Origin of the sequence: Mesobacillus subterraneus (genome assembly GCF_023715485.1) — a bacterium.
Taxonomy (GTDB): Bacteria; Bacillota; Bacilli; order Bacillales; family Cytobacillaceae; genus Mesobacillus; species Mesobacillus subterraneus_B.
Map to the genome: position 1 here is coordinate 436,179 of NZ_JAMBOF010000001.1, position 23,118 is coordinate 459,296.

Consider the following 23,118-nt stretch of genomic DNA (forward strand, 5'->3'; position numbering starts at 1 on the left):
AACTGGCATTACAAGGCTTACTCAATAAATAAACAAGGGAGAGATCAAACATGGCATTTATCGTAAAGCAAAATTCACAGGAAAGAATTGTTGAAGAACAGCAGGTAGAAGCATTTTTGAATGATCAAGAAGTAATTTACGAAAAATGGGATATTAAAAAGCTTCCAGCTAATCTTCAGGAAAAATTTCTGTTATCCGATGAAGAAAAACAGCAGATCCTTGAAGCATTTCAAGTTGAAATCGAGGACATTTCTTCCCGCAGAGGCTACAAAGCAAAAGACGTTATCTCGCTGTCCGATAATACACCAAATCTTGACCAGCTGCTGGCGAACTTCAAGCAGGAGCATCACCATACTGATGATGAAGTAAGGTTCATTGTCAGTGGCCATGGTGTATTCGTGATCCAGGGTAAGGAAGGAGAATTCTTTGAAGTCTTCCTTGATCCGGGCGATTTGATTTCCGTCCCTGAAAATACTCGTCATTACTTCACGCTGCAAGATGACCGCCAGGTGGTTGCGGTAAGGATTTTCGTTACAACTGAAGGCTGGGTGCCTATTTACGAGAATGAAACGGTAAGCCAGTAATCAATTTACAAGTACTTATGTAAGCATGGAGATATGGTGAACTTTGTCGAAGAAAAAAATTTCAGCAGTGAAAATTGTCTTATTTTGCGAATCTATTTACATTGATACAAGCATTTGCAATAATTCTTCAAGTAATCTTTTATTCATTTAAGGAAGTAAAGTAGTAGAGGAGTTTTAGAAGTGTATCAATCGCAAATTGCTTTGTTGAAGGAAATTGATCGCGTAAGGGGATTAATGGTAGCTGCTGCGCGGGAAACTGGATATACAAGCGAAGAAACGATTCGCCGCAGCCAGGAGCTCGACCGCCTTATTTATGAATATCAAAGTTACTGTAAGGAAAGTGAATTGCAGCGACAAAGAGCCAAGATTCTTTTTAGACAAATTATCCTGCTGACAAAGAAACAATATGTGCTTGCACATGCCTGATTATATTCAATTGCTGAATATTGGAGGAAATTAGCCACTGCCCATATCCGGCAGTGGCTAAAATGTTTCAATCAGCAGAATCATGAATAATAGGCCCACTATGAAGGAATATGTTGAAGACCTTTCATTGCCGTCTCCATGACTTTCAGGAATCAGTTCCTTATAGATAATGAAAAGCATTGCCCCAGCGGCAAAGGATAAACCAAATGGTACGAGGAATTTTACATAGGAGGTCGAGAAATAGCCAAGCAGGGAAGTAATGATTTCAATCACACCTGTTAGAGTGGCGATGATGAATGCTTTAAATTTATTGATTTGTTGGTTAATCAGAAACAATGCCACGAGGAATCCTTCTGGTGCATTTTGCAGGCCAATGGCAAATGCGATGAGATTCCCGGTTTCATTTCCCTGGGTAGAAGCATAGCTTACCCCTACAGACAATCCTTCCGGTATATTGTGAAGTGTGATTGCGGCAATGATCAGCATTGCTTTTTCGTCAAACTGTATTTGTTTGTTTGAATGCTGCAGATCAATGTGTGGAATATTATTTTCCATCACCGTTAAGATCAGCACTCCGAAGAATACCCCGAAAGCCAGTTCAGGAAATCCTCCAATCTTCAATGCTTCTGGAATCAGTCCCATAGTGGAAGCAGCCATCATGATGCCCGCGGTAAAAGCGAGCAAAGAATCTCTCCATCTATGAGTTACCGACCGGTGCATGAATAAAATGATTAACGCTCCCAAGCCAGTAGAAAGGGCGGAGAGTGAACTTCCAATCAAAACGGAACTCAATTTACAGCCAACTCCTTTCCAGGCTAATTAGCCAGATTTAACAATTTGCTCAAAAATTCACGAGAAAATTGCTTTGTGTGATTTTTATCATATTTTTAATCGTGCATTTTATATATTTTTAACATAGATAGGTTTTTATCATCATATTGCTAATACACCCCACCATGTCATCGCAACGTATTACCATTTTATACAATGGGCTAAATTATGTTCATGAAGATTTTTGAATTCCCACGTTTTTGTTTCTCAAACTGCACCTTTTGCTTTCCACTTTTTCAATTGTTGGTACTATGCTTGTAAGGCGATTCATATATCGTACTACATAGCATTTTATTTTTTACTTAAAAGAAACCGCTTTCAAATTAATAGTTTTTCATTTTAAGGAGGGGAAAAGAGAATATGCACATTGTCGTTTGTGTCAAGCAAGTGCCCGATACAAAAATCATCAAAATCAATCCTAAGACGAACACCCTGGACCGGCGGAGCGCACCAGCGATCCTGAATCCATATGATGCCCATGCTGTACAGGAAGCCGTCAAAATCAGGAATAAGTCAGGAGGTACCATTTCGGTACTATCTATGGGCCCGCCGCAGGCAGTTGCGGTCATTAAAAAGAGTGTTGAAATAGGAGCAGATCAGGGATACTTAATCTCTGACAGAGCATTTGCCGGAGCGGATACACTGGCAACGAGCTATGCGCTATCCAAGGCGCTTGAAAAAATCTCGAAAGAAAATCCGATAGACCTCGTCATTTGCGGAAAACATGCGATTGACGGAGACACGGGGCAAGTAGGACCTGGTATCGCGCGCAGGCTTGACATTCCGCCTATTACAAATGTAATCGAAGTTTCAGAGTTTAATAAGGAAGAAAAGTATGTTCATATTAAGCGCAAGCAAATCAACGGTTATGAAGTGATTCAGTCTCAGCTGCCATGCTTATTGACAGTAGAGAAGGAAATCAACGACATCGAGTATGCGCCACTGCCTAATATGATCAATGCTGCACGTTACGAGCCTGTGGTCTGGTCCGTTAATGACCTGGAAGATGTCGATAAAACCCAGCTTGGATTGAAAGGATCCCCGACAATTGTCGGAAAAATGTTTTCTCCTCCAAAGCTTGAAGGCGGAAAGAGAATTGAAGGCGACGCAGATTCCCAGGTCGAACAGCTGATGGAAGTTTTAATGGAAAGAAAAGACTTATTTAAAATAAAAGCAGCCAACTCTTGATTCCGATTTTAAAGGGGGAATAGCAGGATGGAAGAAAACCAGGGAGTCTGGGTATTCATTGAAGTGAACGAAGGAAAAATCGAAGGTGTATCACTGGAATTGCTGGGCGCTGGCAGGAAGCTGGCAGATAAGCTAGAGGTGCCTCTCTCAGGTGTTATGCTTGGTGAAGGTGTATTACCGATAGCGAACGAAGTAATTTATGCAGGAGCAGATCAGGTATATGTCGTTGACCATCCAGTCCTGAAAAATTATCGGACGGAGTCTTATATGAAAGGCGTTTGTACGCTGGCTGAAAAGTATAAGCCTGAAATTTTTCTATATGGGGCAACACCAAACGGAAAGGACTTGGCGAGCGCGGTTGCAACAGATTTAAGCACTGGCCTGACAGCGGATACGACAATGCTGGATGTTGACGTCGAAAAAAGGCTGCTCGAGGCAAGCCGTCCGGCGTTTGGCGGAAATATCATGGCAACAATCCTTTGTAAAAAGCACAGGCCGCAAATGGCGACGGTCCGCCCGAAAGTAATGAAGGCGCTAGAAACTGATAATGGCCGCAAGGGTATCATTATCGAAGAAGAATTAGATCTGCGTGAAGAAGATATGCGCACAAAAGTGATCAAAATTGTGAAGGACGTAACAAAAAAAGCGAGCCTTGCAGAAGCACATGTCATTGTCGCCGGCGGAAAAGGTCTTGGCGATCTCCAGGGCTTCCAGGTAATTCATGACTTAGCCGATGTAATCGGAGCCAGTGTTGGAGGCACGCGTGATGTCGTGGAGGCAGGGTGGCTTAAGCATGAGCAGCAAATCGGCCAGACAGGGGAGACAGTCACACCTAAAATCTACTTTGCTATTGGAATATCCGGTGCAATTCAGCATGTTGAAGGAATGAAGAACTCTGAGCTGATCATCGCTATCAACAAAGATCCAAACGCACCGATTTTCGACGTAGCCACTTATGGCATCGTTGGCGATGCGATGGAAATCGTTCCGAAGCTAATCCAGCAGTTTAAAGAGCTCAGCAAAGAGAAGGGCGGGGAAATGAGCTATGCCTGAAAAATTTGATGTAATCGTCGTAGGAGCCGGCCCTGCCGGAACCTCATGTGCATACAGCTGCGCCAAAAGCGGGCTCAAGGTTTTATTGATCGAGCGTGGAGAGTATCCAGGCAGCAAGAATGTAATGGGTGGTGTCCTTTACCGCAAACAAATGGAAGAAATTATTCCTGAATTCTGGAAGGAAGCTCCACTTGAAAGGCCAGTAGTCGAACAGCGCTTCTGGATGATGGACAAAGAGTCTGTTGTCCAGTTTGGCTATAAAGGTCTTGAATGGGCTGTTGAACCATATAATAATTTCACGGTGCTGCGCGCGCAATTTGACCAGTGGTTCGCACAGAAAGCCGTCGAGGCAGGCGCGTTGTTGATTAATGAAACTGTTGTCACAGAATGCATCGTTGAGAATGGCAAAGTCGTTGGCGTTCGCACTGACCGCCCAGACGGAGAGGCGTTCGCTGATGTTGTTGTACTTGCTGATGGCGTTAACTCATTGCTATCCAAACAGCTTGGCTTCCACAGGGAATTCCGTCCCGATGAAGTTGCGCTGACTGTAATGGAAGTAATCAACCTTCCTAAGGAAAAAATCAACGACCGATTCAATCTCGAAGGGAACCATGGAACAACGATCGAAATTTTCGGGGATTCAACGCAAGGCAACCTCGGAACCGCATTCCTGTATACCAACAAAGATAGTTTGAATATCGGGGTAGGAACCACGCTTTCCAGCATGATCAAAGCGAAGCTGAAGCCATATGAATTGCTCGATTATTTGAAAAAACATCCGATGGTTCGTCCATATATTGAAGGTGGCGAATCAGCTGAGTACCTTGCCCACTTGATTCCAGAAGGCGGTTACCATTCTGTACCGCGCGTTGCCGGTAATGGAGTGCTTGTTGTCGGGGACGCAGCCCAGCTCGTTAACGCAATCCACCGCGAAGGCTCGAACATGGCGATGGCATCAGGCAAAATGGCCGCAGAGGCAATCTTTGAAGCGAAAAAAGAAGGAAACTTCAGCGAAAGCAGCTTAAATCGCTATAAAGAAGCATTATATGGAAGCTTCATCATTAAAGACCTTGAAAAGTATAAGGATGCGGCGCACACCTTCGAGAAGTATCCACAATACTTCAAGGACTACGTCCCCATGATGAACCAGGCAATGAGCAAATTCTTTACAGTAGACGGAACGCCGAAAAGAGAGAAACAAAAAGAAATCATGCGCAGCGTGACTGCTGAAAAAGGAACCTTTAAGGTAATGCAAGACATCTATCGTGCCTGGAAGGCGGTGAAATAATGTCAACGACAAACATCGAGGAAAAACAATTTCTTTTAAGGTTTAAGTGTGACACAAAATCGCATCTGACTGTACTGGACCATGACGTCTGCATGACTCAGTGCCCTGACAAACTCTGTACCGTGTTTTGCCCCGCAGAAGTCTATAAATGGGAAGGAAAACGAATGCAGGTGGGCTATGAAGGCTGTCACGAATGCGGAAGCTGCAGAATCGGCTGCCCCTACCAGAATATTAAGTGGGAATATCCAAAAGGCGGCCACGGAATCGTGTTCAGGCTTGCGTAATATAGCGGAAAGAAACTGGCGGACAAAATACTTGTCCGCCAGTTTTTATTTTGAATTTACGCCTTGTATTTGCTTATATAAGTGCCGTAGAACAGGAAGAAGGAAGGCAAAGGTAAGATAAAAGGAGCTTATGTGACCGTATAAGTTGGAGAAAGAAGCGAGGAAATCAGATAACGTGGATGTATTTTTTTTATCATAAATTTAAAATTTGATTAGAAATTCCTATATTCATTATATGTAAGTTAATTCACAAATGGGTTCAAAAAGAGAGAAGCTAAGTGAGAGGGGATTGCTGAGGGGGTTAGCTGATTTTTTCTTGCTGGCGCACTGTATGAAGCTGGTCGTTTCGAATTTCTTTTTCTATATTCCTTGCAGCCTCAACAGCATCATCAAACTTATCATACAAGGAAGAAGCGTAAATTGGTTTGCAAGCATCATAGCTTCCAACTGAATCGGATTTATAAATGGTTACGTTCCAGTGGTAATATTCCTTGCCATGTTCTTGGTGCCCTTGGAGTCCGATCAGTAAATGGGTATGAAGCAAATCAGGCTGAATATCCATGAATGCCTTCGAGTCACTAGAACCAGCGGGAATCAAGGCTTTCTCATAAAAATCGCGGTATATTTCGTTTTGCAATGAAAACTCACTCCTTTTACATTAATGTATAACTTCATTATATGTAAGGATATAAGAAATTTGAAGGCGAATTGTTAAAATTTTTAGAAATTTTAACGAAGTGTCATTTTTTCTTCACATTTTTCCGAAAAATTCGTAGTTGTGATGCCCATCACAACTTGATTAAATCTTCAATCCTATAATGAAAGTATCAAAAGCATATAGGAGGCCGATCGAGATGACTGGCTGCATGAGCGGAATAAATCAGGATTCAACATTTGTTTTAAGTGAAGGGCTGCAGCAATTGAAAAATGAACATCCGCCGCTGTTGGATGTTCTTGCACACCTCTTGGAGATTTCTTTGAAAATCGAAGACGGAGTGGAAATGGAGGAGAACTTTTCAAAGCTCAGACCAGCTGTTGTAGACTTTTTAGCTGAACTTGAACCTCACTCGGATCGTGAGGAGGGAGTCCTGTTCGAAATGATGGCAGCTTATATTGGAAGGGAAATGGGGCCGATTGCTGTCATGGAATACGAACATGACCAGGCGAAAAGATTCATCGGAACATTTCTTCACAATACAAGGAATGGTACGGAAGGTTTTTCAGTGGAAAAAATGATAGAGAATGCCCAGCTGGTTAAAAATGCCAACTACACGCTGGTCAGCCATTTTGCAAAAGAAGAAAGCATCCTTTTCCCGATGGCTGAAAATTTGCTTTCACAGGAAGAGAAGCAGGAGCTCGCTGCGCGAATCAAATTAATCTAATAGGATCTTTTCGTAAAGTAAAAATCAATGCGAGAACAGCTATCGCATAAATAACTTAATCAAAAAGGGTGAAGCTTTCGATCGCTTCACCCTTTTATTATTCTTATTCATTTTCAGTAATGGTAACTAGTTTAATGTCTTTTGTATCGAATCTGTGAAAAACATGATCTTCTCCAGTGAATTCAATCATACCCTCATTATCCTTGGCATCCTGGATTGCTGCAGAAATGTCTTCCACCTCAATCGGCCGTGATACTGAAAAATCTTTTTCGAAAAAATAGTTAATCTTAAACTTTGACATGTTGATCTCCCTTCCTGTTATGCTCATTACATTTTTCCTTAAGAGGATCATGCTTAAACATAATTCAGCAAATGGAAAATTTTAATTGTTCCATTCTGCCAGCTTTTCATCGGATGGAAGATACATTGTGAGCAAGCCTAACAACGGCAGGAAGCCTACACAGATAATCATCATATGCAAACCGATCAAGTCAGCTAAATAGCCGAGACCGACTGAGCCAATCGCACCCATTCCAAATGCGAGGCCAACTGTCAGGCCTGCCATGGTCCCGATTTTTCCCGGTACTAGTTCCTGTGCATAAACAACTGTGACTGAGAAACTAGACATTAATATAAATCCACTCACTGTCAAGAGGATAAAAGCTGCGGCGGATGGAACGAAAGGTATAATTGCAGACAATGGTGCCGCGGCAATCATCGATAGGAAAATGATGTTTTTCTTCCCAAAACGGTCTGCAAGCGGGCCACCAAAGAAAGTGCCGAATGCACCAGCAACCAGGAAAGCAAACAGGAACATCTGTGACTCTTTAATTGAAAGGCCATATTGATCGATTGCGTAAAATGCATAAAAATTTGTCATTCCCGATATGTACCAAGACCGGGCAAAGATTAAAAATAAAATCAGAACAAGGGCAACCTTAATATCTTTCGAAATTCCTTTGTTTATTTCATTGCTAGTTTGCTTTGCCTTTGATGCTAATTTTTCAAAATCCAGTTTCTTTGTATACCATGAAGCAATATAAACAAGCAATGCAACCGCGATCGCAGCTACGAGAGTAAACCATGCGGCGCCGATTTGACCGAGAGGCACAAGGATAAGTGCTGTAATGAGCGGGGCAAGTGCCTGTCCTGAGTTACCGCCAACCTGATAAATCGATTGTGCAAGTCCTCTGCGTGGCCCGGCTGCCATATAAGCAACCCTTGAACCCTCAGGATGGAAAACGGCGGAGCCTAAGCCTATAAATAAAACTGATAGAATAACAAACTCAAAACTAGGAGCAAAAGCCAGCCCAAGGACCCCAAACATGGTTGAACTCAAGCCGAGCGGAAGGGCATACGGCATTGGCTTCTTGTCGGTAGCCATGCCGATCACTGGCTGCAGGACGGATGAAACAATATTAAGGGAAAATCCAATCATTCCAAGCTGTGTAAATGAGAGTCCCATCGATTTCTCAAGAATTGGGAACATTGCGGGAATGACGGATTGGATTGAATCATTTAGTAAGTGGACCAATCCAATAATAAAAAGTATTTTATACGCTGTCTCGTTCTGTTTCTGTGGCTTGAGTTTAACAGCGGCTGCAGATTGATTCATGTATATCTCCTTCTAAAATTTATTTCGTTTTCCTACATATCATTTTACAAAAAAAGTCACGAGATAAAAATAGCTTTTCTAATGAAATATTTTGTGTAATATATTTAAGTATTAAGAAAATAAAAACTATTCAAAGGGGAATATGAAGAGCTATGGAAAAAGCTGTGGATGCTTTGATGACTCAAGATTTGCTCTATGAGTTTTTAAACAAATACGCCCTTGATAAAAAGATAAAAAAACTCGGCGATTTCGAAAATTACGTTTATGAGGCATATAAAGATGGGCAGCCCTATATATTAAGGCTTACCCATAGTTCCCATCGGAGCAAGGAAGAGATTGCTTCTGAATTGGATTGGATGCAGCATTTATACAAAGCCGGCCTGTCGGTCCCTGAGGTTTACCCATCCATTAACGGACAATTAGTAGAAGTGTTGCCCGCTGCAGACGACAGTCTATTTATGGGATGTCTGTACGCCAGAGCTAAGGGAGAGGCTATAGGCGTCCGTTCTGAAAAGTTCGATGAACATCTGTTCTCGGTCTGGGGCGAAACAACAGGCTTTATGCATCGAGCAACAAAAACATATAAACCATCAGATGGCATCAAAAAGCGGGCGCGGTGGGACGAGGACGAACTGTTACAGGTCGAGAAACATTATCCATCAGGGGACCCGCAATTAATTGAAAATGCCAGGGAAGTTATTGCGAGAATTTCAGAGCTTTCGCAAAACCCTGATCAATTTGGTGTAATCCATACAGATATCCATTCAGGAAACTTTTTTTATGACGGAGAAAAAATCCATGTCTTTGATTTTGATGACGCAAGCTATCACTGGTTTGCATCTGATATTGCCATTCCTTTGTTTTACTCGATTTTTTATAAAATCCCTCCAAGCCAGCAGGAGGAGAGGCAGAAATTTTCTGATCGTTTCCTGAAAGCATTCATTAAAGGCTATCAAAAAGAAAATGAGCTGCCGGAAGGATGGAAAGCTCAGGTGCCATTATTCCTGATGCTCCGTGACGTTGTCCTTTATGCAGTTTTACACAAAAAAATAGCCCCTGAAGACAGGGGAGAACGATTGCTTAAGATGATGGATGAGATATCAGCCAGGATCAGGAGTAAAAGGCCGATTGTAAACGTTAATTAATGCTGCCCATTATTCCTTTTTAAAATTGTATAGAGGAAAAAAGTTCCGCCCAATAGGATAACGACCATGAAAAGAAAGAAAAGAATCCCGATTTCATCAATCAGTGTACTTAAATAAACAATAAGAATTAAGTCTGTGATAACCGCTATTATCAAATAGTATCGCATGAATTGTGGATTCACTATCACTCACCTTCTTTCATTGCCTAGTGTGTTATGTTTTATGAAAAGTATGTACTATAAAGAAAACACCAGATTAAGAGGTAATCTGGTGTTTTTGTTACTTTCATTAATCATTACCAGCCCCGGCTAGCACCGCCGCCGCCGGAGGATCCGCCCCCACCACCCCGAGGCCCGCCGCCACCGCCGCCTCCTCTTGAAATGATGGACAGCAGTAAATAGGTTAGAGTCCCGCCAAAGAACATGAAATCCAGGATGACGACTCCTATTATGATAATGATCAGCAGCCAGGTTGGAATCGGGAAATCCTGCTGCTGAGGCTCACGCGGAGCATTTCCGAATTCACTTGTTCCAGACACTTCATTAGCCAGTGCCTGATAAGTATTCATGACAGCCAGGTTCGGCTGTCCATTTTTCAAATGCGGAATGGCGTATTCATCAAGAATTCTTCCTGCTTTGCCATCAGGTATTATGCCTTCAAGTCCATAGCCGACTTCAATTCTGATCTTCTTTTCTTGCATCGCCAGTACGAGCAGTACACCGTTATTGTTTTCTGCGGTGCCAAGACCGTATTTGCGGTAAGCTTCCACTGCGTATTCTTCAATGCTTGTTTCACCAATTGTATCGACAGTAAGGACAGCAATTTGCGAAGTGTTCTGGTCTTCAATCGATCTTCCCATATTTCGCATCTGGATTTCTTCATTATCACTTAAAATATTCGCATGGTCCTGGACATAGATATCTCCAACAGGTGCCGGTATTTCATTCGGTGCCGCGATTGCCCCGTTTGGGAGCAGCAACAGCAGGATGCCCAATATTGCTGATAACCCGGAGAATCTTATGTGGCTCATTGTCAGCCTCCAAAGTCAACTGAAGGAGCTTCTTGCGCCCGAGGGTCTGCTTTGAAGTATTCCTTCTCGTCAAACCCGGTAACGCTAGCGACAATGGCACCTGGGAATTGCTTCACTTTCTTGTTATACACGGAGACCTGGTCGTTATAGTCTTTTCTTGCTACAGCTAATCTGTTCTCAGTGCCAGCAAGTTCATCCATTAATTGCGTGAACTGTGTGTCTGCTTTTAAGTTCGGATAGTTTTCAACGACTACGAGCAATCGGCTTAATGCACCAGAAAGCTCCGCGTTAGCAGTTGCCTGGTCTTCAGGTGTTTTCGCACCAGCCAATCTAGCTCTTGCGTCTGAAATTGACTGAATGACTTCTTTTTCATGTGCTGCATATCCCTTAACTGTATTAACGAGGTTTGGAATAAGATCAAGCCTTCGTTGGAGCTGATTCTCAACCTGTGCATATGCCTGGTTGACATTTTCCTCTTCAGCGACAAAGCTGTTATAACTTCCTACCCCCATCATGATGAAAATGCCGAGTATGACTAACAAACCAATAATGATTCCTAATCCTTTTTTCATGAATTTGCCACTCCTGATTCTATGATGTTATAGTGATGAACGTATTTTTCCCTCTTTTAACAGGTTTTTAAACTTAATGTTTTTGGGAGACCTGCTGAATTGTCCAGGTAAATGCCTTAATGCACTGGTTGTTCAGTTGAAAGATGTATATATCATTGCAAAAAGTTATGCAGAAAAAATAGTTTTTTGTATAAAATCAAGGGAAATACTGATAAAAACAACAAATTCAGCTATACTCTAGTTATGGAAAAGTCGTTTAAGGTAAAGGAATGAAATTGGATGAATAATGAAAATCAATCTTTAAAATTATTCATTGTCCTGTCCAGGGCATATCGGGCAGTCAATGAAAAAGTGAACAAGGTAATCCAGAAAAACGGACTTAATCCCACTGAATTTGCTGTACTAGAGCTTCTATACCACAAGGGTGAGCAGCCGCTGCAGCAAATTGGCGGAAAGATTTTGCTTGCAAGCGGAAGTATTACCTACGTTGTGGATAAGCTTGAAGAAAAGGGCTATTTAAATAGAGTTGCCTGCCCTAAAGACAGAAGGGTGACTTACGCGAAAATTTCCGATAATGGACAAAAATTGATTGAAGAGATCTTCCCTGAGCACAGTGCTTTGATCCATGAATTGATGGGCAGCCTATCAGAAGAGGAGAAGGGCACAGCGATTGAGCTGCTGAAGAAGCTCGGCCTTTCTGTGAGCAAATATTAAAAAGGAAACGGCAATTGCCGTTTTTTTTTTAGTCCCGAATAAATACCTAAGTTAAAAAGGACAATTTTTACGGAATAAAAAGGGAAATAACGAATATTCGTAGAATAGGAAAGAGAAAGGAATATGCTCATTCCTATATAGAGAAAAAGGGGGCAATACCATGAAATTTGAGCAATATACATACACTCGCCCGGATTTGGATGAGGTTACTGCCAAATTCGATAACCTGTTAGAACAATTCAAAAATGCTAGCTCAGTTGAGGAACAGAGCTTAGCAATGAACGAAATCAATGAATTGCGCAATGATGTCGGAACAATGTTCAATCTTTGCTACATCCGCCATTCTATCGACACTGAGGACGAGTTCTATAAGCAGGAACAGGATTTTCTTGACGAGCTTGCTCCTCAGGTAGAGGGTTTAGTGACGAAGTATTATGAAGCACTTGTGGCATCATCTTTCAAGGATGAGCTCGAGGCAAAGTGGGGACGCCAGCTGTTCGCATTGGCAGAAGCACAATTAAAACAGTTCTCTCCAGAAATCGTTCCATTGATGCAGAAAGAGAATAAGCTTTCTACTGAGTACACAAAGCTTGTTGCTTCCGCAAAGATCATGTTCGAAGGTGAAGAAAGGACCCTTGCGCAGCTTGATCCTTTTACAGAGTCAAAAGACCGTGATACAAGAAAGAAAGCGAGCGAGGCAAAGTTCGCGTTCTTCTCTGAGCACGGAGAAGAATTTGACCGCATTTATGATGAGCTTGTTAAGGTCAGAACGGAAATTGCCCATAAGCTTGGGTACAAAAACTTTGTAGAGCTTGCTTATTTCCGTATGTACCGAACAGATTACGACAGTAAAATGGTTGCTGCCTTCAGGGACCAGGTTCATAAATATATTGTTCCTGTCGCTACAAAGCTTAAAGAACGCCAGATGAGCCGCATTGGGGTTGACGCTCTAAAGTATTATGATGAGCCATTCGGGTTCAAAACAGGCAATGCAGTACCTAAAGGAAGCCCAGAATGGATTGTAGATAACGGACAGAAGATGTATGACGAGCTTTCAAGCGAAACAGGCGAATTTTTCCGATATATGAATGAAAACAACCTAATGGATCTAGTGGCTAAAAAGGGTAAGGCCGGAGGCGGATATTGCACATATATCGAAAATTACAAATCGCCATACATCTTTTCTAACTTCAACGGTACATCAGGAGATATTGATGTTCTTACCCACGAAGCAGGTCATGCATTCCAGGTATATTCGAGCCGCCATTTCGAGATTCCGGAGTACAATTGGCCAACTTATGAGGCATGCGAAATCCACTCAATGAGCATGGAATTTTTCACATGGCCGTGGATGGACTTGTTCTTCAAGGAAGATACAGATAAATATAAGTTCTCTCACTTGAGCAGCGCTCTTCTATTCTTGCCTTATGGAGTATCAGTAGATGAATTCCAGCACTGGGTGTACGAAAACCCTGAAGCATCACCTGCAGAGCGCAAACAGCAATGGCGCGAAATTGAGAAGAAATATCTTCCTCATAAAGATTATGATAGCAATACCTATTTGGAAGAAGGCGGATTCTGGCAGCGCCAGGGACATATCTATAATTCACCATTTTATTATATTGACTACACACTTGCACAAATCTGTGCCTTCCAATTCTGGAAGCGTTCAAGGGAAAACCAAGAAGAAGCGTGGAATGATTACGCCCACCTGTGCAAGCTTGGAGGCAGCATGGCTTTCACTGAGCTTGTAAAGGAAGCGAATCTAATATCTCCGTTTGAAAAAGGCTGCGTGGAATCTGTAATCGGTGAAATTGAAAACTGGCTTGATTCTGTCGATGACAGTAAGCTGTAAAAAAGGAAAAGCTAGGCCAGCGGGCTTAGCTTTTTTATTTATCGGAAAAGATATTAACCAATTTTAGTTGTAGATAGGAGGAATTGCCCCAAATTGCTCTTGTATTGGACAATTATAAGTGAAACTTGCTCAATAATGCATACTTACGGTTAAAAAACATGCCGATTGAAATTGGTTTAATGACTTATTCCTAAGAAAATAAATATATTCCATTAAAATGAAATCGATTATAACAGAAGAAAGCCCGCATCGACTTAATGTCAATGCGGGCATCTTTTTAATTTACATACTGCGTTCCTTTTTAACCTGCCTGAAGAAAAATACTTCATAGATGACAGGTATTAAAATTAACGTCAGCAGGGTGGAGGAGGTAAGGCCGCCGATAACGGTTACTGCCAGCCCTTTTGAAATCAGTGTGCCTGATGATGTTGTCAGTGCTAATGGAATTAAAGCAGCAATTGTTGCAAATGCGGTCATCAGGATCGGGCGAAGCCTAGTGATGCCAGCCTCAATAAGTGCTTCACGGATTGGCATGCCTTTCTCGGTACGGTTCTGCCCGATTCTGTCTACCATGACGATTGCGTTGGTGGTAACAATCCCTATAAGCATAAGCAGTCCAATCATAACGCTGACTGACATTGGTTCGTCTGCGATCCAAAGTCCAAGCAGGGAGCCGATTGGGACGAAAATCAACGAAGACAGGATGATGAAAGGAATTCTGGCCTGCCCGAACGTGATCAGCATCGTCAAATATACTAGACCAATTGCGACAACCATAGCAATGCCAAGCTGAGTAAAGGTCTCAACTGTTTCGTCACTGCCCCCGCCGCCTTCCAATGTAACCTCTTCAGGCAGGTCGATATCATTCTTAACACCATTTATGACGTTGGTTGATACGGATCTGATATCATTTGAATCTATTTGCGCAGAAACTCTCGCAAATATTTTACCATCTAATTTTTGGATGGAAGTGAACGCGTCTGATTCTGTTATTTCAGCTATTTCTGTTATTGGCACAGGTCCTTGCTGAGTGAAAATAATCGTATTCTTTAAGTCTTCTAATGTCTCTGACTTCTCATCATAAGTGATGGAAACCTTGCGCTCTTCATTACCCAATTCCATAGTTCCAGCATCAACCGGCTTAGTTTTATCGGTGATTGTGCCAAGGATCTGGAAGCCAGAAAGACCAAATTGAGCAGATTTCTCGGGATCGATATCAACAATTACCTGCTTTTGTTTTTCGGAAAAATTGTTTGAAACATATTTAAGATCTTCTTGCTTATTCATATAATCTTCTACTGAGGCTGCTGCCTGCTGCAATGCTGAGAGGTCAGTAGAGTATAAGTCGATATTCACATTATTATTCGATGGAGGGCCGCCAGTGGATTGCTCCTGAATGCCGATTTTTGCATCAGGCTCTATCGCGATGATGATGTCCTCCATTTCTTTTTCAAGCTCAGGTATAAACTCAGAAACACTTATTCCTTCACCAAGGCTGATAAAATAGTTCGCCTGGTTCTGGCGCTTCAAACCAGTCTGGAAATCCCGGCTGCCAATGCCGACTGTGACATCATTAATTTCTTTTTTGCTTGCGAACATTTCCTCGACCTTCACGGAAACATCATTCGTCTTTTCGAGTGATGTGGATGATGGAAGCTGGAATGTTGCTACAAGCAGTTTTTGTTCTTCGTTCGGGATAAAAGTGAAGCCAAGTCCTTTAACCAGGAAGCCGGAACCTGCAAGCAGAAGTACGGACATAATGATGACCAGGGCTTTATGATTCAATGACCATTTGATTGCGGACGCGTAAGCCCTCTGCATCGCACCTTCTTTTTCTTCCTTTGGCACCATTTTAAATGAGAATTTTGCCAGGATTGGAACGATTGTGACCGCCACGATCAGAGAAGCGAGCAGTGAGAATACGATGGTCAGTGCGAATGGAAGGAAGAACTCACCAGTAATGCCGCCCACAAGTCCAAGAGGCAAAAACACGACAACAGTTGTAATCGTTGATGATGTGATAGCTTTAAGGATTTCCTTCGTGGAATCCTGAATCAATTCATCCGTCATGCCTTCCTTTGTCTTCCGTACTCTTCGGAAAATATTCTCGATGACTACGATACTGTCATCAACGACGCGGCCAACGGCCACTGCCATCCCGCCAAGAGTCATGATGTTCAGGGAAATATCAAGCTGGTTCAAGAATATTGACGATATTAATAGAGATAGCGGGATCGAAACAATCGCAATGATGGTAGCCCTGAAATTCCTCAGGAAAATAAGCACGGCTATTGAAGCAAATAGTGCTCCCAGCAACCCTTCTTTTACTAATGTATTTACAGATTTCTCGATACCCTCTGCAGAATCAAAGCCAATCGCATAATCCAGGCGGTCATTATAGCCGTCAATTACTGCTAGAACCTTATCGGCAACTTCGACAGTATTGGCATCCTGTTTTTTTGTAATCGCCATTGATAGTGATTCTTTTTCATTGTAACGAGTGATTTCAGGCTTTTCAGTTACAACTTCGATTGATGCGATTTCACTTAGTTTAACTGGAGGAGCTTCTGGTACAAATTTAGATTTGATGACCAGATTTTCCAGCTCGCTTATTTCAGCTATTTTTTCTTGTACCCTGACAGGGACCTGGATTTCATTTTCATTCAGGTTGCCAGCAGGGAAACTGAATTTTTTAGCGTTAATTGTTTCTTTGATTTCATTCAAACTGAGCGCCAGCTGGGAAGCCTTTTCCTGATCAACCGTAATCTGCAGGACTTCGTCTGTCATCCCGCCAACAGAAACGCTGTTAATACCCTGTATTTTATTAAGCTCAGGAATGATTTCTTCATTAACAAGCTGCTCCAAGTCTTGATCACCTTTGGCAAACAGTGAGATGTTAAAAATCGGGAAGGTGCCAAAGGAAAATCTGTTTACGTTTGTCTGGACAGTTTCAGGGAGGCCGGCATCTTTGATATAGGTATTAACCTGCTGCTCAGCATCATCCAAATCCTTATCGAAAGGGAACTCGAGATTGATGATCGCGATGCTTTCAAAGGATGAACTTTGAACCTTGCTGATTCCGTCAATACCCTTGAATTTTGTTTCGAGCTTTTCGGTTACTTGTTCATTGATGTCCTGCGGGGATGCGCCTGGATAAATGACTTCCACAGATAGCTGCGGAAATTCAATATTTGGCAGCAAATCGACCTTTAGACGTGTAAAGGAGTACAAGCCGCCGAGAATTAATAAGAATGAAATGATAAAAACAGCAAAAGCATTTTTTAAACTGAATTTCGTCAAAAAACCCATAAGGTTTACCTCTCTTCTTAAAAAGTATACTTTCATTCTATATGCTCTTTATGTAGTTTTCACTTTTAAACTGTAAAAATAAAAAGATACCCGGAGTTGGCCTCCGGGTTATCAAGATTTATTTGCGCTTAATGGTGATTGCTTCATTGTCAATCACTGCTGCCAAAGTCACAGCTTCTGGGTCTTCAAGGATGAAGTCGGCTATAGAGTCCTCCAGCTGTTCCTGAATGGAACGGCGAAGCGGACGGGCACCGAATGCTGGATGGTATCCCAGCTCAGCAAGTTTTTCTTTTACTTCATCCGTAACCTCAAGACTGATGTTTTGCTCTGCGAGAGTGCCTTTCAGTACAGCAAGCATCAGGTCCACAATCTGAAGAAGATGTTCTTTTTCAAGTGACTTGAACTCGATGATGCTGTCGAAGCGGTTCAGGAATTCTGGCTTGAAGAAGCCTCCTAGCGAATCCAGGATGGTTGATTCGTTGATAGCAGTGTTCTGGCCGAAGCCTACCTTGACTGTCCTATGGCCAACACCTGCGTTGCTTGTCATGATAATGACGGTATCCTTGAAGCTTACCGTGCGTCCCTGGCTGTCAGTCAGGCGGCCATCCTCAAGGATCTGCAGAAACATGTGCTGGACATCTGGATGGGCTTTCTCGATTTCATCCAGCAAAATGATGCTGTATGGGTTGCGGCGGACTTTTTCAGTCAGCTGGCCGGCTTCATCATGTCCGACATAACCTGGAGGTGAACCGATCAGCTTGGAAACACTGTGCTTTTCCATATACTCACTCATATCTAGCCGAACCATGGCATCCTTCGAACCAAACAATTCTTCAGCCAGTGTCTTTGTCAATTCCGTTTTTCCAACACCTGTTGGACCGACGAAGAGAAAGGATCCAATCGGGCGATTTTTAGATTTCAGACCAGCACGGCTGCGGCGGATTGCCTTCGCTACTTTCTGCACAGCATGCTCCTGGCCGATTACCTTGCCATTGAGGTTTTCAACAAGGTTCTTCATCCTTACTTGTTCGTCCTCCTGGAGTTTGCCCACAGGAATTCCAGTCTTCTTTTCGATGATCTCCTGGATATGCTGGACTGTTACAAACGGACGTACCGTATTGCCGTTTTCATTTAGTGCCTTTTCCAGCTTTGCTTCCTCGTCACGAAGCTTTGCAGCTGTCTCGTAGTCCTCCTGCTTCAATGCCTCTTCCTTTTCCTTCGTGATTTCGGCAAGGCGGCTTTCGGCATCGTTTTTATTTGTGTAATCAGAGTCAAGGTTGAGTTTTGAACCCGCTTCATCCATTAGATCGATCGCCTTGTCAGGCAGGAAGCGCTCCTGGATATAGCGATGTGATAGTTGTACGCAAGCCTTGATCGCATCTTCCTCAAAAGATACCTCATGAAAGTCCTCGTATTTAGATTGGATTCCTTTCAGAATGGCAATTGCTTCATCGACAGTAGGTTCAAGGACATGGACAGGCTGAAAGCGTCTTTCTAGCGCTGCGTCCTTTTCAATTTGACGGTATTCCTTCAAGGTTGTAGCACCAACTACCTGGAGTTCACCACGGGCAAGTGCTGGCTTCAGGATATTGCCAGCATCCATTGAACCTTCAGCAGAGCCAGCCCCAACAAGCTGGTGGATTTCATCTATGAAAAGAATGATGTTCTTGCGGGCTTGAAGTTCACCAATCAGCTGTTTCATTCTTTCCTCAAATTGGCCGCGGATTCCTGTGTTGGAAACCATTGAAGCTACATCTAAAAGATAGACTTCCTTGTTTTTCAGCTTGTTCGGTACATCGCCTACTGCAATCTTCAGTGCAAGGCCTTCAGCAATCGCTGTTTTACCGACACCAGGTTCACCGATCAGCACCGGGTTGTTTTTGTTTCTTCTATTTAAGATTTCAATGACGCGCTTCACTTCTTCGTCACGGCCAATTACCGGGTCAATAAGTCCAGTCTTGGCAATCTGGGTCAAGTTTCTGCCGAATTGATCGATAAAACCATTTCCGCCTGTGCTTTTAGGGGCAGAGGCAGGTGAGGGTTGCCCAGGTATGTTATGATCCGGATTTCCAGGAAACTGATTGAACATATCATTAAAGGGCGAACCTCCAAAGCCGGCAATTCCGGACATTGGGCTGTTAAGGGAAGCCCCGAATTTCTCTCTCTCTTTTTGATAACAATCTTCGCAGAGCATCAAATGCTTCTGATTACCGTTCAAATTTACTTTTAACTGAATGTTAGCGTGTTTCACTTGGCAATGTTGGCAAAGCATTTAAATTCCTCCTTCAAAATTTTTCTATATTTAATTTGATTAATAGCCTTTGACTTTGACTATCTTTGATCAATTTAACTTAATTATAGTTTGACCTTCTTTGACTTTCAAGAGGTTTGATTATGGGAATTTTTTCTATTTAAAACATGTTTGATTTTTCTAAAGGCTTTTCATAAAAGTAAAAATCGTTTTTTATTCCATTCATTGATAAAAAAATTAACGGGAAGAGCTCTCGAAGCCAAAGAAACATGGGTGAACAGGTTTCTTCGAAAAGTAAAAATTCATTGGAAAATAGCCTTTCTTAAAAAGCTCGTCATGGTTTGTCTATGCCTACATATATTGGAAAGGAGGGAGGGGAATGCTTTGAAGACAAACTGGGGTGCTGCCTTTCAGATTGCTGCAGTTTACGTTGGCACTGTTGTAGGGGCAGGCTTTGCAACCGGGAGGGAAATCGTCGAATTTTTTTCCCGCTTTGGTTTATTTGGTTTGATTGGAATATTAATGAGCGGATATATGCTTATATACATGGGTTCTAAGCTAATGCGGATTGCAGCTTCTATCGGGGCCCGTTCATATGAAGAAATGAATGAACACTTGTTTGGGAGGTTTTTTGGAAGAATAATCAATATGGTAATGCTGGTCATGCTTCTGGGAGTTTGTGCCGTCATGCTTTCAGGAGCGGGGGCCGTTTTTGAGGAACAGCTCGGGCTGTCAAAATCTCTTGGGATTTTTATTACCATAGCTCTTTCTTTGGCAGTAATGGTTGTAGGCTTAAAGGGAGTTTTTGCGGTAAATACCTTTGTTGTGCCAATGATGATTTTGTTCAGTCTTATCTTGTTTTTCCTTTCATCAAAATTGCCAGGCTTCATTGAACAAGTCGTATTTCTTCCATATGCTGAGGATGGCTGGAAATCTGTAGTCGCACCATTTTCATATACAGCATTAAACCTTTCTTTAGCACAGGCGGTCTTGGTCCCAGTCGCAGCCGAAATTAAGGATGATAACACGGTAAAATGGGGAGGAATTCTAGGGGGCGTAGCACTTACTTTAATCCTGCTTTCCAGCCATTTAACTTTAATTATGCTTCCGGGTTTTGAAACCTTTGAAATTCCGATGGCAGTGATCATGAAGCAATTAATTTCAGGACTATACTGGATTTTTGTGTTGATTGTATATGGGGAGATTTTTACATCCGTAATCGGGAATATTTATGGTTTGGAAAGACAGATTCAAAGGTACATCAAACTGCCGAGCTTGCTCATAGTCGCGCTGCTATTCCTGATTTGTTATTTTATCAGCTTGATTCATTATGGAACACTGCTTTCCATCCTCTATCCAGTTTTCGGCTATATCAGTCTGATTTTTATCATACTACTGTGGATGAAACCGATAAAATTTAATAATTGAGGATATTAAAACACTGCACAAAAAAAGAAGGGGCAGCCCCTTCTTTTTATTCATTCTCATTCATGATTGTTTTAGCCATTTCTATGAATGCTTCTCGGTGGTCAGCACCATCTTTTGTGAAGATTGTCAATTTCAGCGGTTGTTTGTCATTTTTGATTAAATAGGAAGTAACAACGTCTGACTCGGTCTTAGTCTCCATTGCCCAAGCATTGCTAAAGAAAGGATCTTCGGGTGTTTCAATTTCTTTTACTTCAGGGCCGACGGCCGCCAGCTGGGCTTTTGAATTCTCTTCAACTAATGGCCACTCTACCTCAGCAGGAAGCAATTCGATTCTCATGAACACACTGTCATCCTCGCTCCAAAACAGAACATCCTTGTTCGGTTCTTCTGCTGTCAGCTCATAATCAGGCAAGACATACATAGAATAGTTTTGATTGTCGTTGTTTTTTAAGAAAGCAGTTTGTTCCTTCTGCTCACCATTCACTTTATAAGTAAGATTTTGTTCGAGGATGCGGATTATGCCTTCCTCGCTGTTTTGGTCTGTTTGATCCTGATCAGTTGCTGTTTTGTCTTCTTCATTTTTTTCAGGTGCCGTTACTGGTTTAGCTGCAGAACCCTTGTCCGCTGACTCCGATGGCTCAATAGAACCGCAGCCTGCTATGAATATTGCTGATAATCCTACTAACGCAAAAGGTTTTAAAAGTTTGTTCATGTTTGTTGCCTCCTGTATTCTCATTTGTTGTTATCTATTTTTTTAGACGCAATAAAAAAAATAAAGTTACAAGTCCTGGCTGATAAACAAAAGATATCATGGACAAGCTTATTGGACAATAATAAAAATGACCCATGGCAGCCATTGCAGGCCTGGGTCATTTTTTATAGATATTAGGTGACAGCTTTTATCAACGTAAAGGCAGAAAGACAAACAATAGTAAATCAAAAACAATATGAGAAACGATTACGAGAGGCATGCTGCGTTTCCATGCATACAAGGCGCTCCACACAAGACCGGCAATAAGCGCGGCTAACACGAGGATGAATTCTCCTGAATATAGATGGACAGAAGTATACAAAAGTACCGAAAGGCCTACGGTCATTTTTATGCTAAAGTAATTGCTCAGGCGTTTTTGGATAAAACCTCGCCAAAATATTTCTTCACCGGGCGCGATTATTATTACCAACACTAGATAATGCCAGAATATATCAGGTGAGAATCTGCTGTAAAGACGGGAAATTTGATTGGACAAGGGGAGATTCAATACATCGATCATAAAACTTCCCAGCCAAAAAAGCCCATAAAGGCCAAGTCCTGATGCGATACCTAATGTTAAGTATTGCATTGTTGCCGCATTGTCCTCGATTTCTTCATATATGATGGAGTAACTAATTAAAACCAGCATTGACGCTGTGAATATATACCAGAATACTGCTTTATCCTCAAAGGTAAAAAATAATAGCAGATGGGCGATCAAAACCCCAAGAACCAACCTGCGATCCGCCATCGAATTTTTCATTATGATAAACCCCTTTCCAGAAACAAAACTTATTGTACCAAAAAATTTCTTAAAGTTGTAAGGAAAAGATTTCTTCTAATTGGGGAATGGTAATACAGAAATACTATTTCTAAATTGGAGGGGAAAGCATGTCAGAATCTAAGCGAGAGCAAGAACGCAAATGGGCTGTTCGAAAGCAGGATCAGCATCCGCACGGGAAAGTGAAGTCCTTTAAGGAACTAGCTGGAAAAGAAACGAAAAATTAACGAAGAAAAAGCAGCCTCGGCTGCTTTTACTTTGTATCTCATATATTAATAGGCTGTTTCCTTAACAATTTTATAGTTTTTATGATTGATTACAGTTCGCTGGTCCAGCTCCAAGTCGCGGAAATTGTTCATATATGTTAAATCTACAATGACAGAATTTTCATTGACCTTTTCCACTACTCCTTGTAATCCTTCTTTGAATTCGATTACATTTCCAACCTCAGCTTTCTTCAAATAACCTCGCTCCTTCGTTATATTTCGAATTACTAACATTTTGCACTATAATGATAGATGCGTAAAGGAAAATCTGTTATAAATTTTAAATGTTCACGAAATTTTCACTTTATAGAAATTAGAAAATTCAATCTTTATAAATAATATTATATAAAACATTTTCATTTCCA

Annotated in this window: 23 protein-coding genes; 12 read left to right on the forward strand and 11 right to left on the reverse strand. The window is 41.9% G+C overall.

What is annotated here, in order from left to right; all coding sequences use genetic code 11:
• Positions 1-50 precede the first annotated feature (50 nt).
• Positions 51-584 (forward strand): 1,2-dihydroxy-3-keto-5-methylthiopentene dioxygenase, encoded by a 534-nt coding sequence (locus M3204_RS02170; RefSeq protein WP_251477880.1) that lies wholly within the window; start codon positions 51-53, stop codon positions 582-584.
• 180 nt (positions 585-764) lie between these two features.
• Positions 765-1,010: a Spo0E family sporulation regulatory protein-aspartic acid phosphatase gene (locus M3204_RS02175; RefSeq protein WP_251477883.1), complete on the forward strand. Its 246-nt coding sequence runs from the start codon at positions 765-767 to the stop codon at positions 1,008-1,010.
• A 57-nt stretch (positions 1,011-1,067) separates the two neighbouring features.
• Here the strand turns inward: M3204_RS02175 and M3204_RS02180 are convergent, their stop codons facing one another.
• Positions 1,068-1,802, reverse strand: a complete 735-nt coding sequence (locus M3204_RS02180) for a ZIP family metal transporter (RefSeq protein WP_251477886.1) — start codon at positions 1,800-1,802, stop codon at positions 1,068-1,070.
• 399 nt (positions 1,803-2,201) lie between these two features.
• Here M3204_RS02180 and M3204_RS02185 point away from each other — a divergent pair, with 399 nt between their 5' ends.
• From M3204_RS02185 to M3204_RS02200, 4 genes are read left to right on the forward strand one after another with little or no spacing between them, the layout of a single operon-like run.
• Complete coding sequence (locus M3204_RS02185; RefSeq protein ID WP_251477890.1) at positions 2,202-3,029, forward strand: electron transfer flavoprotein subunit beta/FixA family protein; 828 nt, start codon at positions 2,202-2,204, stop codon at positions 3,027-3,029.
• A gap of 27 nt (positions 3,030-3,056) precedes the next feature.
• Positions 3,057-4,082, forward strand: coding sequence for an electron transfer flavoprotein subunit alpha/FixB family protein (locus M3204_RS02190; RefSeq protein ID WP_251477893.1), 1,026 nt, complete (start codon positions 3,057-3,059; stop codon positions 4,080-4,082).
• On the forward strand, positions 4,075-5,370 hold the full coding sequence (locus M3204_RS02195) for an FAD-dependent oxidoreductase (protein WP_251477896.1): 1,296 nt from the start codon (positions 4,075-4,077) through the stop codon (positions 5,368-5,370). Before M3204_RS02190 ends, M3204_RS02195 begins: the two co-directional genes overlap by 8 nt.
• A complete protein-coding gene (locus M3204_RS02200; protein ID WP_023615122.1) occupies positions 5,370-5,654 on the forward strand; it encodes a ferredoxin family protein in 285 nt (94 codons plus the stop codon). Before M3204_RS02195 ends, M3204_RS02200 begins: the two co-directional genes overlap by 1 nt.
• A 301-nt stretch (positions 5,655-5,955) precedes the next feature.
• Here the strand turns inward: M3204_RS02200 and M3204_RS02205 are convergent, their stop codons facing one another.
• The gene (locus M3204_RS02205) at positions 5,956-6,291 is read right to left on the reverse strand and encodes a hypothetical protein (protein WP_251477899.1); all 336 of its coding nucleotides are present in this window, start codon (positions 6,289-6,291) and stop codon (positions 5,956-5,958) included.
• Between the two features lie 217 nt (positions 6,292-6,508).
• On the opposite strand from M3204_RS02205, the gene M3204_RS02210 reads away from it, so the two are divergent.
• Positions 6,509-7,036 carry a hemerythrin domain-containing protein gene (locus M3204_RS02210; protein WP_251477902.1) on the forward strand — a complete coding sequence of 176 codons (528 nt, stop codon included), beginning with the start codon at positions 6,509-6,511 and terminating at the stop codon, positions 7,034-7,036.
• A gap of 103 nt (positions 7,037-7,139) precedes the next feature.
• Here the strand turns inward: M3204_RS02210 and M3204_RS02215 are convergent, their stop codons facing one another.
• Both M3204_RS02215 and M3204_RS02220 read right to left on the reverse strand, forming a co-directional pair.
• Positions 7,140-7,337: a hypothetical protein gene (locus M3204_RS02215; RefSeq protein WP_251477905.1), complete on the reverse strand. Its 198-nt coding sequence runs from the start codon at positions 7,335-7,337 to the stop codon at positions 7,140-7,142.
• Positions 7,338-7,418: 81 nt separating this feature from the next.
• Positions 7,419-8,651, reverse strand: coding sequence for an MFS transporter (locus tag M3204_RS02220; RefSeq protein ID WP_251477908.1), 1,233 nt, complete (start codon positions 8,649-8,651; stop codon positions 7,419-7,421).
• Positions 8,652-8,803: 152 nt separating this feature from the next.
• Between M3204_RS02220 and M3204_RS02225 the strand changes: the two genes are divergently transcribed.
• A complete protein-coding gene (locus M3204_RS02225) occupies positions 8,804-9,796 on the forward strand; it encodes a phosphotransferase enzyme family protein (protein ID WP_251477911.1) in 993 nt (330 codons plus the stop codon).
• A 295-nt stretch (positions 9,797-10,091) separates the two neighbouring features.
• Here M3204_RS02225 and M3204_RS02230 read toward each other — a convergent pair whose 3' ends face one another.
• Complete coding sequence (locus M3204_RS02230; protein WP_251477913.1) at positions 10,092-10,826, reverse strand: TPM domain-containing protein; 735 nt, start codon at positions 10,824-10,826, stop codon at positions 10,092-10,094.
• A gap of 2 nt (positions 10,827-10,828) precedes the next feature.
• The gene (locus M3204_RS02235) at positions 10,829-11,398 is read right to left on the reverse strand and encodes a LemA family protein (protein WP_251477916.1); all 570 of its coding nucleotides are present in this window, start codon (positions 11,396-11,398) and stop codon (positions 10,829-10,831) included.
• A 279-nt stretch (positions 11,399-11,677) separates the two neighbouring features.
• Between M3204_RS02235 and M3204_RS02240 the strand changes: the two genes are divergently transcribed.
• A complete protein-coding gene (locus tag M3204_RS02240) occupies positions 11,678-12,112 on the forward strand; it encodes a MarR family winged helix-turn-helix transcriptional regulator (RefSeq protein WP_251477918.1) in 435 nt (144 codons plus the stop codon).
• Between the two features lie 160 nt (positions 12,113-12,272).
• Complete coding sequence (locus M3204_RS02245; RefSeq protein WP_251477921.1) at positions 12,273-13,967, forward strand: M3 family oligoendopeptidase; 1,695 nt, start codon at positions 12,273-12,275, stop codon at positions 13,965-13,967.
• Between the two features lie 282 nt (positions 13,968-14,249).
• Here M3204_RS02245 and M3204_RS02250 read toward each other — a convergent pair whose 3' ends face one another.
• Positions 14,250-17,276, reverse strand: coding sequence for an efflux RND transporter permease subunit (locus M3204_RS02250; protein WP_251477924.1), 3,027 nt, complete (start codon positions 17,274-17,276; stop codon positions 14,250-14,252).
• 118 nt (positions 17,277-17,394) lie between these two features.
• Complete coding sequence (locus tag M3204_RS02255) at positions 17,395-19,548, reverse strand: ATP-dependent Clp protease ATP-binding subunit (protein ID WP_251477927.1); 2,154 nt, start codon at positions 19,546-19,548, stop codon at positions 17,395-17,397.
• Positions 19,549-19,911: 363 nt separating this feature from the next.
• On the opposite strand from M3204_RS02255, the gene M3204_RS02260 reads away from it, so the two are divergent.
• Complete coding sequence (locus M3204_RS02260) at positions 19,912-20,955, forward strand: YkvI family membrane protein (protein WP_251477930.1); 1,044 nt, start codon at positions 19,912-19,914, stop codon at positions 20,953-20,955.
• Between the two features lie 46 nt (positions 20,956-21,001).
• Here M3204_RS02260 and M3204_RS02265 read toward each other — a convergent pair whose 3' ends face one another.
• Both M3204_RS02265 and M3204_RS02270 read right to left on the reverse strand, forming a co-directional pair.
• Complete coding sequence (locus tag M3204_RS02265) at positions 21,002-21,667, reverse strand: hypothetical protein (protein ID WP_251477932.1); 666 nt, start codon at positions 21,665-21,667, stop codon at positions 21,002-21,004.
• A 190-nt stretch (positions 21,668-21,857) separates the two neighbouring features.
• Positions 21,858-22,469 carry a CPBP family intramembrane glutamic endopeptidase gene (locus M3204_RS02270; protein ID WP_251477934.1) on the reverse strand — a complete coding sequence of 204 codons (612 nt, stop codon included), beginning with the start codon at positions 22,467-22,469 and terminating at the stop codon, positions 21,858-21,860.
• A gap of 128 nt (positions 22,470-22,597) precedes the next feature.
• Between M3204_RS02270 and M3204_RS02275 the strand changes: the two genes are divergently transcribed.
• On the forward strand, positions 22,598-22,714 hold the full coding sequence (locus tag M3204_RS02275; protein ID WP_251477936.1) for a DUF6254 family protein: 117 nt from the start codon (positions 22,598-22,600) through the stop codon (positions 22,712-22,714).
• Between the two features lie 45 nt (positions 22,715-22,759).
• Here the strand turns inward: M3204_RS02275 and M3204_RS02280 are convergent, their stop codons facing one another.
• Positions 22,760-22,948: a YkvS family protein gene (locus tag M3204_RS02280; protein WP_023615106.1), complete on the reverse strand. Its 189-nt coding sequence runs from the start codon at positions 22,946-22,948 to the stop codon at positions 22,760-22,762.
• Between the last annotated feature and the right edge of the window lie 170 nt (positions 22,949-23,118).